The organism is Paenibacillus sp. FSL E2-0177 (genome assembly GCF_037992975.1).
GTDB classification, from domain to species: Bacteria; Bacillota; Bacilli; order Paenibacillales; family Paenibacillaceae; genus Paenibacillus_AQ; species Paenibacillus_AQ odorifer.
The window spans coordinates 1,440,732-1,453,650 of the sequence record NZ_CP150307.1; the positions used below are offsets into that span (position 1 = coordinate 1,440,732).

The 12,919-nt window shown below is 47.2% G+C and carries 12 protein-coding genes and 1 riboswitch; of the genes, 11 read left to right on the forward strand and 1 reads right to left on the reverse strand.

The genetic code is table 11. From position 1 onward, the window contains the following. Positions 1-2 precede the first annotated feature (2 nt). The 6 genes from MHI25_RS06440 to MHI25_RS06465 all read left to right on the forward strand — a co-directional run bounded on the left by MHI25_RS06440 (position 3) and on the right by MHI25_RS06465 (position 5,306). Entirely contained in the window at positions 3-935 is a 933-nt protein-coding gene (locus tag MHI25_RS06440; protein WP_280752596.1) for a D-alanine--D-alanine ligase, read from the forward strand. Further along, positions 928-2,091, forward strand: a complete 1,164-nt coding sequence (locus tag MHI25_RS06445; protein ID WP_076272034.1) for an aminotransferase class I/II-fold pyridoxal phosphate-dependent enzyme — start codon at positions 928-930, stop codon at positions 2,089-2,091. The genes MHI25_RS06440 and MHI25_RS06445 overlap by 8 nt, the downstream gene beginning before the upstream one ends. A gap of 95 nt (positions 2,092-2,186) precedes the next feature. Further along, positions 2,187-3,248: a nicotinate-nucleotide--dimethylbenzimidazole phosphoribosyltransferase gene (gene cobT / locus MHI25_RS06450; RefSeq protein WP_076137514.1), complete on the forward strand. Its 1,062-nt coding sequence runs from the start codon at positions 2,187-2,189 to the stop codon at positions 3,246-3,248. Then, complete coding sequence (gene cobU / locus MHI25_RS06455; protein WP_076137512.1) at positions 3,245-3,793, forward strand: bifunctional adenosylcobinamide kinase/adenosylcobinamide-phosphate guanylyltransferase; 549 nt, start codon at positions 3,245-3,247, stop codon at positions 3,791-3,793. Before cobT ends, cobU begins: the two co-directional genes overlap by 4 nt. Next, entirely contained in the window at positions 3,790-4,605 is an 816-nt protein-coding gene (gene cobS / locus MHI25_RS06460; RefSeq protein ID WP_340395134.1) for an adenosylcobinamide-GDP ribazoletransferase, read from the forward strand. The genes cobU and cobS overlap by 4 nt, the downstream gene beginning before the upstream one ends. A 374-nt stretch (positions 4,606-4,979) precedes the next feature. Then, a complete protein-coding gene (locus MHI25_RS06465) occupies positions 4,980-5,306 on the forward strand; it encodes a YnfA family protein (RefSeq protein ID WP_076128128.1) in 327 nt (108 codons plus the stop codon). A 1,172-nt stretch (positions 5,307-6,478) separates the two neighbouring features. On the opposite strand, the gene MHI25_RS06470 is transcribed toward MHI25_RS06465, so the two are convergent. Next, positions 6,479-8,272: a methyl-accepting chemotaxis protein gene (locus MHI25_RS06470; protein WP_256716050.1), complete on the reverse strand. Its 1,794-nt coding sequence runs from the start codon at positions 8,270-8,272 to the stop codon at positions 6,479-6,481. A gap of 261 nt (positions 8,273-8,533) precedes the next feature. Further along, a riboswitch (PreQ1 riboswitch) is annotated at positions 8,534-8,579 on the forward strand. A 10-nt stretch (positions 8,580-8,589) separates the two neighbouring features. Here MHI25_RS06470 and MHI25_RS06475 point away from each other — a divergent pair. The 5 genes from MHI25_RS06475 (at position 8,590) to MHI25_RS06495 (ending at position 12,918) form a co-directional block, all read left to right on the forward strand. Beyond that, a complete protein-coding gene (locus MHI25_RS06475) occupies positions 8,590-9,303 on the forward strand; it encodes a queuosine precursor transporter (protein WP_076128125.1) in 714 nt (237 codons plus the stop codon). A gap of 271 nt (positions 9,304-9,574) precedes the next feature. Continuing rightward, positions 9,575-11,056: an AMP-binding protein gene (locus tag MHI25_RS06480; RefSeq protein WP_340395135.1), complete on the forward strand. Its 1,482-nt coding sequence runs from the start codon at positions 9,575-9,577 to the stop codon at positions 11,054-11,056. Continuing rightward, a complete protein-coding gene (locus tag MHI25_RS06485; RefSeq protein WP_340395136.1) occupies positions 11,053-12,204 on the forward strand; it encodes a thiolase family protein in 1,152 nt (383 codons plus the stop codon). Before MHI25_RS06480 ends, MHI25_RS06485 begins: the two co-directional genes overlap by 4 nt. Then, the gene (locus MHI25_RS06490) at positions 12,201-12,602 is read left to right on the forward strand and encodes a MaoC family dehydratase N-terminal domain-containing protein (protein WP_076278027.1); all 402 of its coding nucleotides are present in this window, start codon (positions 12,201-12,203) and stop codon (positions 12,600-12,602) included. Before MHI25_RS06485 ends, MHI25_RS06490 begins: the two co-directional genes overlap by 4 nt. After that, positions 12,577-12,918: a MaoC family dehydratase gene (locus MHI25_RS06495; RefSeq protein ID WP_076308066.1), complete on the forward strand. Its 342-nt coding sequence runs from the start codon at positions 12,577-12,579 to the stop codon at positions 12,916-12,918. The genes MHI25_RS06490 and MHI25_RS06495 overlap by 26 nt, the downstream gene beginning before the upstream one ends. The last annotated feature ends 1 nt before the right edge of the window (position 12,919 follow it).

A 12,919-nucleotide genomic window follows, 5' to 3' on the forward strand; every position in this document is an offset into this window, starting at 1 on the left:
AGATGAAGGTAGGCGTAATTATGGGCGGGGTATCCTCAGAATATGAGGTATCCATGAATAGCGGTAGAGAAATATTGAAGAATCTAGACCCCAATAAATATGAAATTATTCCAATTGTGATCACCAAGCGTGAGGAGCTTATTGAGCAGGCAAAAGGGATCGATATCGCACTGCTTGCACTTCATGGAGCTTACGGCGAGGATGGTACGGTTCAGGGAACGCTGGAGACGATGGGGATTCCGTATACGGGCAGCGGGGTTTTGTCTAGCAGCATTTGCATGGATAAAGATCTCTCCAAAAAGCTTATACGCTGCGCAGGCGTCAATACAGCAGATTGGCTATGCTGGGACAGCATAAAGGATTATTCGGCTGAAGCGGTGGAACGGCTCGGATATCCTGTTATGGTGAAGCCATGTTCAGGCGGCTCGAGTATCGGAATGGAAAAAGTGAGCAGCAGCGAGGAGCTGTTGTGCGCAGTGCAGAAGGCTTTTGCCTGTGATCAGTCGATTTTGATTGAAAGCTACATTCAAGGTCAAGAAATCACCTGTTCTATTCTAAACGGAGAGCTGCTGCCTATTCTGGGAATTACCTCAGCAAATGCCGAGTGGTTCGATTACAGTGCTAAGTATGAAGAAGGCGGAGCAGATGAACGGGTCATTGAATTGCCTACTGAGGTGCATGAGCGGGTACGCGAGGCTGCCTTGAGCTGTTATAAAGCACTAAAATGTAGCGTGTATGCACGGGTTGATATGCTGCTTAAAGAGGGTATTCCTTATGTGCTGGAGGTGAATACGTTACCAGGCATGACGAAGGCCAGTCTTTTACCCAAAAGCGCGCAAGCGGCAGGCTACACCTTCAGCGGACTGCTGGACGAAATCATCTCCCTTTCCCTAACGGAAAAGAGTGCAAAGGAAGAGGTGTACAGCCATGCATAATGAATGGATTGCTCCACGTGTGCGGGAGATTGCACCCTCGGGGATTCGGGCTTTTTTTGACCTAAGTGCGGGAAATCAGGATATTATATCGCTGGGTGTAGGGGAACCAGATTTCGTTACACCGGAGCATGTAAGAGCTGCCTGTATTCATGCCTTGAATAATGGGGAAACGATGTATACGCCAAATTCCGGGTTACTGGAGCTTAGAGAGGAGATCGCTACTTATCTGCACACAAGTTTCAAGCTTCGTTATGAGCCAAACGATGAGATTATGGTTACGGTGGGCAGCAGCGAGGCTGTGGACTTGGCATTACGAGCTTTCATTACACCCGGGGATGAGATTATCGTCCCTTCTCCCAGCTATATCGCATATTCGCCGATTACCCATTTGAACGGGGGGGTTACGGTGGAGGTAGAATCATCGGCCGAGCAGGGGTTTAAGCTTACTGCTGAAGCATTACGGAAGGTGATTACTCCGCGTTCGAAGCTTCTTATGGTGAATTTTCCGACTAATCCTACAGGTGCAGTAATGACTTATGAAGATTGGCTGCCTATTGCACAGATTGTAAAAGAGAATAACCTACTGGTCATTTCAGATGAAATTTATGCCGAGCTTACGTATGACAGTCAGCATGTCAGCATCGCCTCTCTTCCCGGGATGCTGGAAAGGACGATTGTGATTAGCGGCTTCTCCAAAGCTTTTGCAATGACTGGCTGGAGAGTGGGTTATGCTTGTGGCGATCGAGAATTAATTGCTGCGATGCTAAAAATCCATCAATACACTGCAATGTGTGCCCCCGTGCTCGGTCAAATTGCTGCGATTGAATCATTGCGCAACGGAATGCAGCATAAGGAACATATGAAGCAATGCTTCGATGAGCGGAGAAAGCTGCTGGTTAGTGGATTTCGATCCATTGGACTACCTTGCCATGAACCTGCGGGTGCATTTTATGCCTTTCCTTCCATCGCTCATACCGGAATGAAATCAGAAGACTTCGCTTTGCAGCTGCTCAGGGAGGTCGGTGTCGCTGCGGTTCCGGGTCATGTGTTTGGAGCAGGCGGAGAGGGTTATATTCGCTGCTCCTATGCCGCTTCCTTACAAAAATTGACGGAGGCGCTGGAGAGAATCGAAGATTTTATGAAAGTGAAGTTGTAATTCTAGAAGTCCCCCTCTATCATAGATGGGGGCTTTTCTGCGAATATGAGATAGAATAGGTTATACGGATACATTTAATAGGAGGTCGTAATTATATGCTTTCAGATATTCAAGACGTAATTAAACAAATCATTCCGGCTGATGATCAGTCCATCCTCAAGGCGGAGCATCGGCTGAACATTCTGACCAAACCTCCGGGCAGTTTGGGACAATTGGAACCTCTGGCCGTTAAGCTCGCTGGAATTTCGGGTACGGAGCAGCCTAGTTTCACCAAACGAACAGTTGTTGTGATGGCTGCTGATCATGGGGTGTGCTGCGAAGGGGTTAGCGCATTTCCACAGGAAGTCACGCTACAGATGGCCCATAACTTTCTCAGCGGTGGAGCGGCTGTGAATGTATTGGCACGTCAAGCTGGGGCAGAGGTACAGTTTGTTGATGTCGGCATAAATGGCGATCTTAGTCATGTCGATCTGATTGATCGTAAAGTGCGCCGGGGAACGGATAATATGGCTGTGGGACCTGCGATGAGTCGTGAGGATGCCATGAATGCTCTTCTTGTTGGGATAAGCGTTGCGCAGGAAGCGGTTAAGAACGGAACGGAGATTTTTATAACAGGCGAAATGGGCATTGGAAATACTACGGCTAGTGCTGCCATTCTATGTGCTCTCAAAGGAATAGCCCCTGAAGTAGCTGTGGGACGAGGAACGGGAATTGATGATGAACGTTTACTACATAAAATTGCAGTGGTGGAACGCGCCTTAAAGGTAAATCAGCCGAATTCAGCAGATCCGTTGGATGTATTATCTAAAGTTGGCGGACTGGAAATCGCTGGCTTGGCGGGACTGATTCTTGGTGCCGCTGCTAATCGGACACCTATCATTTTGGATGGTTTTATTTCGGGGGCGGCAGCGCTTGTGGCAAAAGCCCTTGCACCTGAATCCATCGCTTATATGATAGCGTCTCATGTATCAGGAGAACGGGGACACAAGTTAATGCTGGAGCAGCTTGGGCTTGAACCGCTGCTTAACCTCGGTCTGCGATTGGGTGAGGGAACAGGGGGCGTATTATGCCTTCATTTAATCGAGGCGATCTGCCGCATTTTGAGCGAAATGGCAACCTTTGAAAGTGCAGGCATCTCTGGAGCTGGTCAACGATGAGCATTCTTGTAACGGGAGGCGCACGTAGCGGGAAAAGTGGTTTTGCAGAAAAACTGATACAGTCACTGGCAGATCAGGCCTTCTATGTAGCAACCGGACAGGCCTTTGACGACGAAATGAAGGAACGGATTGCTCTGCATCAGCATCAACGAATGGAAAGTGGTTACGCTTGGGAGACGCTTGAGGAACCGTATGATTTACCAGATCTGCTAAAGCGATTATCGGGTGAAAAAGCGGTGCTCGTAGATTGTTTGACCTTATGGTTATCCAATGCATTATTGGCCGTGGAAGGTTTTGAAAATAGACAAGAGCTTGTTGAGAGTGAAATAACAAGACTTGAAGACAGTGTGCGTTCTTTTCAAGGGACGCTTATTCTGGTCACTAATGAGGTTGGCGACGGGATTGTTCCGGAGTATGCGCTTGGCCGATTGTATCGTGATCTGGCGGGACGAATGAACGCCCTGATCGCTCGGCAATGCGAACAGGTCTTTCTAGTAACTGTTGGAATTCCGATTGAGCTGAAGAGCAGGGAGTATCGTTTATGAGGGAGCGTAGGGATGCGGCGGTAGCTGCCTTTCAGTTCTTATCCCGATTTCCTGTAAAAGGTGATCCGGGATTCTCTCCTGAACTGCTGCGACGGAGTGTAATCTTCTATCCCATGGTAGGCGCAGCAATTGGGCTGTGTGTAGCTGCTGGAGCAGCCCTGACGGGATTGCTTTTACCTGCTTGGCCAGCAGCTGTGCTCACTCTGATGCTGTGGGTAGGTCTCACTGGCGGGTTGCATCTTGATGGCTGGATGGACAGCGCGGATGGTCTGCTCAGCTATCGGCCACGGGAGCGAGCCCTGGAGATTATGAAGGACAGCCGTGTGGGTGCGATGGGCGTACTCGCCTGCGTGCTGCTCCTGCTGTTTAAAGCATCTTTACTGGCAGCTCTAATCGAAGGCTTCGCCTACTACGAGCTGCCGCTGCTCTTGGTACCAGCGGTCTGGAGCCGCTGGTATATGGTACGGGCAATGGTGCGTTATCCCATTGCCCGTGGAGACGAGGGGCTGGCCGCGAACTTCGCCGGCCTAGCTTCCTCGCATGAGCGGCGCGCGCTGGCAGTCGCCGCGCTGCTCTCGCTGGCCGCCGCCGCTGCGCCACTGGCGCTCGGCGCTGGCTTAGCCGCGTGGCCGCTGCATCTGGCGGCAGCTCTGCTGCTGCCGGTCGCGGCCTTGGCCTGCGGCACCGCGGCTGCGCGGCGGATCAGCAGCCGGCTCGGCGGGCTTACCGGCGACGTGTACGGCGCGCTGAACGAGCTGCTGGAGGTTGTGCTGCTGCTAGTGTTATTGCTGCTCCAGCACAATTTAATGTAAGCTCCACGGGGGAATCTTGAGTAATTTGGTGTAGGTGGTACTACGGATGAACCTTGAGTAATTTGCTGTAGGTAGCTCCATGGGTGAACATTAGTAGTTTGCTGTAAGTAGCTCTAAGGGTGGATCTTGAGTAATTTGCTGTAGGTAGCTCCGCAGATGAACCTTGAGTAATTTGCTGTAGGTAGCTCCCTGGGTGAACATTGAGTAGTTTGCTATAGGTAGCTCTAAGGGTGGATCTTGAGTAATTTGCTGTAGGTAGCTCCATGGGGGAACCTTGAGTGGTTTGTTGTAGGAGCTCTACGGGTGAACCTTGAGTACAATTTGTTGTGAGCAACCTTTGCGTTTTTATGAGATAGATAGGGAAGAGGGATGACATGTTATTTGCCATTCTGCTGTTTATAATTGCTGGGCTTGCTGAGATCGGTGGCGGATATTTAGTATGGTTATGGTTGAGAGAATCACGGCCACTTTGGTACGGTTTAGTGGGGTCTTTGATTCTGATAGCGTATGGGATTATCCCTACGTTGCAGAAATTCCCTTCCTTCGGTAGAGTGTATGCGGCTTACGGCGGGGTGTTTATCGTACTCGCGGTCTTATGGGGATGGCTTGTAGACAAGAAGACACCAGACGTATACGACTGGGTCGGAGCTGTTATTTGTGTGATCGGTGTATCGGTTATCCTCTGGGCACCGCGGCACTAGGTTGAGTGAGGTTTGCTTAGCCATAAAAGCGGAATGAAAGCTGAGTAACCCAGTTTTTACTAAGTGAGTAACTTGGCTCCGGACTCAGGAGACCTTATTTGTGATAAAAGGGGTAATTTGGAGCGTTTTCGGACACCATAGACGCTATTTGAACAAAATAGGCTGAGTCTGGGTTGATTATGAGGCAATAGCGTCTCTCGAGTCCGAAAAAGCTTCCAAATGGCAGTTTTTCGAGTAATAGCGGCATCTGAGTCCGCAAGCCAGCAGCAAATGGCGTGCTGAGTCTAAGTGAGAGCTTCGCGCAAGCTAGCGCATGTAGCCGAGTCTATTGCTGTAGGTAGCATCCACGGAGGGACTTTGAGTAGTTTGCTGTAGGTAGCATCGACGGATGAACTTTGAGTAATTTGCAGTAGGTAGCATCGACGGAGGAACTTTGAGTAATTTGCTGTAGGTAGCATCGACGGAGGAACTTTGAGTAATTTGCAGTAAGTAGCATCCACGTAGGAACTTTGAGTAATTTGCTGTTGGTAGCGCCACGGATGAACTTTGAGTAATTTGCTGTAGGTAACTTGGCTCCGGACTCAGGAGATCTTATTTGCGATAAAAGGGTTAATTTGGAGCGTTTTCGGACACCAGAGGCGCTATTTGAGCGAAATAGGCTGAGTCTGGGTTGATTATGAGGCAATAGCGTCTCTCGAGTCCGAAAAAGTCTCCAAATGGCAGTTTTTCGAGTAATAGCGGCATCTGAGTCCGCAAGCCAGCAGCAAATGGCGTGCTGAGTCTAAACGAGAGGATTGCGCAAGCCAACGGCAAATGGCGTGCTGAGTCTAAACGAGAGGATTGCGCAAGCCAACGGCAAATGGCGCGCCGAGTCTAAGCGAGATTATCGCGCAAGCCAGCAGCAAATGACGCGCCGAGTCTAAGCGAGAGTATCGCGCAAGCCAGCAGCAAATGACGCGCCGAGTCTAAGCGAGATTATCGCGCAAGCCAGTAGCAAATGACGCGCCGAGTCTAAACGAGAGTATTGCGCAAGCCAGCGGCAAATGGCGTGCCGAGTCTAAACGAGAGTATCGCGCAAGCCTAGCGTATGCCCCCAAGTCTAAGCGAGCCATCGCAAACTAAAAACCCCCGTTCAACACTTTCGTGTGAACGGGGGTTTTAATTTACAAGCGTTAAATCTTAAATTGCTGCACAGCTTCTTGGAGTTTCTTGGCTTGCTCATACAGATGTTTAACGGTTTCTGCATGGCCTTCCAGTTCGACGCGCTGCCGCTCTGAGTTAGCAGCGAGTGTGTCCGCACTTTCTTGCGATCTTGATGTAATTTGTGCAGTTTCTTCGACGGAAGCACTGACTTCTTCTGTACTTGCTGAGATTTGCTGTGTAGCCGCAGATACGGATTGGATGCTGTGATTGATGCTTTGGATAAGAATCAGGAGGTGATTAAAGGCATCACCTGCTTCTGCTACTTTGCCGACTCCAGAGGCAACCTCAGAATTCACGTGGTTCATCTCGGTAACGGAGCGACTCATATCTTCTTGAAGCCCAAGTAGGAAGTCACGGATCTGTTCGTTTGCGTTACGGGATTGTTCAGACAGCTTGCGTACTTCTCCCGCAACAACAGCAAAGCCGCGTCCATGCTCTCCTGCGCGTGCAGCTTCAATTGAAGCATTCAGCGACAGCATTTGGATCTGTTTTGTAATTTCAGTAATACTGTGAACGACTTCTCCGATCATTACTGAACGCTCATTCATGATTTGTAATTGATCCAGGGACTGTAGGGAAGCACGTTCAACCTGGCGCATTTGCAGCACAGCGCTTTGAGCAATTTCATTACCGCCACTTGCTTCAGCGGAAGCCTCACTGATTTGCTCCGTGACTTCATTCGCTGCTGAGGCAATACTTTGAATGCCTAAATTGATTTCTTCCATTGCTCTCGAGTTATCTGATGCACTGCTAGCGATAGTCGTACTACCTTTGCCGATTTCTATTACCGATGAGCTGGAGTGTTCCGCCATATCATTGAGAACCTCAACACGTTCTTTTAAAGAGTTGGAATCCGCAACGACAGTATTAGAGGTTACCAGTACATGTCCAATCATTTCTTTCAGGCGTTGGGTCATCGCTTGGAAGCTTACGGACAACTGTGCAACTTCGTCATTTCCTTTAACTGATAATTCTTCGGTGAAATCTCCCTCTGCGAGCCGGGCACTATAAGCTGCCAGTTTTGAGATTGGACGTGTTATACGCACACTCATGAACCATGCACCAGTTAGGCCGATGATCAACGTCAGAAGTGTGATTCCGGCACTTGTCCATAGAATACTGTCTGTTTTTTCTTGAATGAAGCTTACGTCACTGCTTACACCGATAACCATCGTACTTCCGGGAATACCGATATAAGCTGTTTTATGTATACCATGTGCGTCGCTATATGTATCGCTTAGTCCAGTTTTTCCTTTAGAGGCTTGTTGCATTGCAGAGGATACGGTGACACTTTCTGCCCGTTGCAATTTTGCATCGTGATCTGCGGATAGAATCTCAGCTTCTTTCCCTTTCAGATTGACCAGAAAAATGGTTTCCACTCCATGTTGTTTCCTCTTTTCCTGAAAATAGAACTCGAGATTGGTGGCAGACTGATCGTTCTTATTTAGGGTTTGCTGGGCGTGCATTACGTTGAGATTCTTATATACGTCCTGAGCAGCGGCAGTAAGGATTTTGTTAATCTGCGGCATAACATAGCTGTTGAAGATACTGATAGAGATAAAATAGAAGCTGGTGCTTAACAAAAGAGACGTGAGCAACAGAACAACAAATAATAAACGCGTAAATTTGCGACTGATCGAATGCTTGATACGAAACATATCGTTCTCTCCTTTTTTTATGGACGGTGAGGTCATTTCTTTTTTAGTCTTCACTAGATACTCCATGCCAACTGCTGGAAATTGGCGACCCGAGATATATTCCATAGTTATGTCATATTTCTACTAAATGGATCGGGAATAAGGTGTTTGATACTATTCTATAGAATTAACCTCTGGATGAATAGTGAAAGTTTTGTCCTATAGAGCATTTTTTTCTGAAAAAAATGAATTATTGCTGACTATTTTAGATAATTGGCGAAAAAAAAGAAATGGAACTACCAATTTCATATAAAAATATTATTTTTATGGATTGTTAAGCGCTATTGTGATAGAGTATTAATGTTTTGTTCCGAAAATTTAATATTGTAAGCCGCGGTTCGTAACCATCCCGCGTAAACAAAACTAGGAGGAATTTCAGTAATATGTTTAATTTGCTGTGGGGAGTTTTATTTGTTATTGTCAATTTTGCTTTTTTTCTACTCTGTTACCGCTTGTTCGGGAAAAGTGGAATGTATGCCTGGGTAGGTATTGCTACTGTAATTGCTAACATTCAGGTAGCTAAGACGATTGCTATGCCATTTGATATTGTGATGACACTCGGAAATACGATGTATGTCACTTTATATATGACCAGCGATTTACTTAATGAGAAGTACGGAAGAGCGGAAGCACGTAAAGCGGTCTGGTTTGGTTTCTTCACCTTGCTTATGACTACAGTCATTATGCAGATGGTATTAGTATTTAAGCCGCAGGAGACCGATATCGCTCAGTCTTCTTTGGAGACGATTTTTGGGCTGATGCCTCGACTAGCTTTGGGTAGTCTTACTGCTTACTTCATTAGTCAGTTCCTAGATGTTCGGTTGTACTCTTGGATTCGTAAATATTACAGCACCTCAAGTCAGCTGTGGATTCGTTCCAACGGTAGTACGATGATTAGCTCCTTTGTGGATACACTTATTTTCTGTACCATTGCGTTTGCGGGCTTGTATGACTGGAATGTATGGCTTGAAATTTTGCTTACGACTTATCTAGCGAAGTTCTTACTAACCGCAGTAAGCACACCTATCTTATATATCGCCCGAACCTTTACTTTTGCTGAAGAGGGTTCACCATCATCCGTTCAAAAGAAGGACTAAACAACAATACAGCCAGCGCGTACCGATCATAATCGATGCGTGCTGGCTGTTTTTTCGTTGTAAGATGGACTTAATCGTTACATGAAAGATGTGTACATAAAAATAATATAAAGCTAAAATAAGCTATCGTAGCAATTCTAGCGGGTTAGTTTAACAGGAGCGCCGGCGCTTATCACATATCCTTTAGTTTGGGCTGGACTTGCGGGGCAGTCCGATTGAAGAGAATGTATATAATCGGTAGTCACAGAAATTACGAACAGGTGTGATCAGGATGAATCTAGTAGTTCCTATACTGCGTCATGCAGCACAGCAGCCCGACAGCATTGCCTTAACCCATGACCAAGCAAGTCATACCTATGCCACATTAGTAAAAACGATGCGGAGAATCGCGAATGGCTTACAGCAAAAGGGTCTGAGGCATGACAAAATCGCGATTTTATCTACGAATCGTATTGAATTTGTTGAGGTTTTTTTGGGGGCGATTTATGCGGGCTGTGTTCCCATTCCCTTAGATCCCAAATGGAGTGCTAATGAACTGCAGGTTATTATAGAGCAGTGCCAGCCGACAATGATTTTTGCCGAGCCGGAAGCCGCAAAGAATCTGGTTTTCAAGGATCAAGTAATCCAAACATTGACCTTCTCAAATGAACGAACAGGTTCCTATGATCAGTGGCTGGCTGCCCTGAAGCCGGAGGCTGAGTTGGATGAGACGAATGAATTATTATTTATTGGCTTTACTTCAGGCACAACCGGATTACCCAAAGGTTATATGCGTACCCATTTATCATGGTTAAAAAGCTTTGAGGTTTCGAATATTGCTTTTGAATTGGACGCTATGAAGGATGTTTTGGCACCAGGTCCATTTGTGCATTCCCTATCCTTATTCGCCGTAATGCAGAGTCTATATGGTGGAGCAACCTTTCATATCACACAAAAATTTAGTGCCACGCAGGTGTTAGAGCTGTGCCAGCAAATTCCGGGCGTGGTGCTGTTCGTCGTACCAACAATGATCGAATCCATGATGCAGCAGGCTGTACCTGGGCAGATACAGATTGATGCGATTATTAGCTCAGGTGCAAAGTGGTCGGAGTTGTCCAAGAAAAGGGGCATGGAAGTGTTTGGTGGAGCGCGGCTTTATGAATCCTACGGTTCTTCAGAAGCGAGCTATATTAGTTATTTGGATGTTCTGACCGAGCATAATCCGACCTCTGTAGGCAAACCTTATCCCGGGGTGCAAATTTCCATTCGTGATGACCAGTTCCGGGAAGTCCCTCCTGGGGAGATTGGGCAGCTATATGTGCGTAGTGATATGATATTTTTAGGCTACCATCAATTGCCGAATGAGACAGCAGCAGCTTTTAGAGAGGGATGGCTTGTTTTAGAAGACTATGTTTATCAGGATGAAGCTGGTTATTTATATATGGCGGGACGTTTGAAGAATAAAATCATATCCGGAGGGCTGAACGTTTATCCGGAAGAAATAGAGAGGGTGCTGGAGTTTCTTCCGGAAATAGATGAAGTGATGGTGCTTGGCGTGCCTGACGATTACTGGGGAGAACAGCTGATAGCCCTCGTGAAGTGGAGCGGAGAACAGCATTTATCTGTCGAAGAAATTAAGAATTATTGCCGCCAGTATTTAGCGAGCTACAAAGCGCCGAAGCAGCAGCTAACCGTGGATGAATTTATCTATACAAGTAGCGGGAAAATTGCCCGGCAAGCGATGAAAGACTATGTGAAAAGAGCGATGATATGATAGAAGCAGTAATTGTCATGGCAAAACGTACACCGGTTGGCAGAATGGGTGGCTTATTAAGTACACTTGAGCCGGAGGCATTACTGGCGCCGCTTATTCAGCATATTGTAGCCGAAACGAACTTGCCTAAAGAACTGATCGATGATGTCATTATTGGGAATGTTGTGGGCCCAGGAGGTAATATTGCCCGGGTAGCTGCGCTTGAAGCGGGGCTGCCTGTTTCGGTTCCGGGTGTCACCGTGGATCGTCAGTGCGGATCTGGGCTAGAGGCAATTAATATAGCAGCAAGACTGATTCAAAGCGGCGCTGGTGAGATTTATTTAGCGGGTGGTGTCGAAAGTACGAGCCGTGCTCCATGGAAAATGGCTAAACCACAGACGTTAATGGGGGTTCCACAGCTGTATACCCGTGCACATTTTACGCCTAGCTCTTACGGTGATCCGGATATGGGAATTGCTGCAGAGAATGTAGCTAGGAAATACGGGATTTCTCGAGAAGAGCAGGATCAATATGCCTTAAAAAGCCATCAAAAGGCGGTTCATGCTCAGCAAAGTGACCGGTTTCAGCAGGAGATAGTACCTCTTCAGGTAGAGGGGCAGTGGGTGAACACCGACGAATGTCCTCGGGCAAATACGAGTCTGGACAAGCTGCAAAAGCTGCCGCCAATTTTTGAAGAAAAGGGTACCGTCACTGCTGGAAATGCCTGTCCTATTAATGATGGCGCAGCGCTTCTATTAATGATGTCTCGTGAGAAATGCCAGCAGCTTAAGCTTACCCCTATTTTGCGGGTCTTGGATGCGCAAGCTGCGGGTGTAGATCCGAACTATTTGGGTATGGGGCCTGTACCAGCTGTGCAAAAGGTGTTAAAACGCCAAAAGCTTACCGTTGCCGATTTAGATATCATAGAGTTTAACGAAGCTTTTGCTTCACAAGTATTGGCATCACTGAACGAGCTTCAAATTCCACAGGAAAAGGTCAATCTTGGCGGGGGGGCATTAGCAATAGGCCATCCATACGGAGCTTCCGGGGCTATGTTAATGACTCGCTTATGTGCTGAAATGCAACATGTCCCTTACCAACGAGGGCTTGCTACTCTGGGAATCGGCGGTGGGATAGGTCTGGCAACACTCGTGGAGGTTATAGAATGAACAGTGTCCGACATCAGATCCATATGACTGCTGAATGGATTTCGGACTATGCACAGAGTATTGAAGCACCCGTGCAGACGATAAATGGAAAGCTGATCGCTCCTGCGACGATGCCTATTATTTTCTGGCAAGACTTCGATATTCCTTGGTTAATCATCGGTGAATCCTTGCTTCACGGCACTCAGAAATTTTCATATCAGGCTCCGATTACGGCGGGGATGATTTTGGATTGTGAATTAGCGTTAACGGGCGAGGTGCAAAAAGAAGGCAGACAGGGTAAACTGACTTTTTACACACATACGCTGGTTTGTAGGTGTGAGGGTAAGCTAATAGTCAACGCAGAAACGGTGTTAATTCGGGTAGGTGATGATCATGATAAAAAAGTGCATAACAGCTGAGGCTATCCGGCAATATGCAACTGCTTCCCAAGATTTGGCGCCTATACATCTAGATGCAGAGGCCGCAGCCAAGGCTGGTTTGGAGCGACCCATCGCACATGGGATGTATCTTATGGGATTAGCCCAATCTTTGTATATTGCTGAGTACCCTACACAGTGGATCACTCAATATGATATGAAATTTCATAAGCCAATAGAGGTCGATAGTGTCGTGATTTTTGATTTTGCAGCGGACGATTGCTTTGTGAAAGTGATCCTTACAACAGAAGCTGGCGATGTTATTGCTGCGGGAGCTTTTGCAGTGAAAGAGGTGTAGT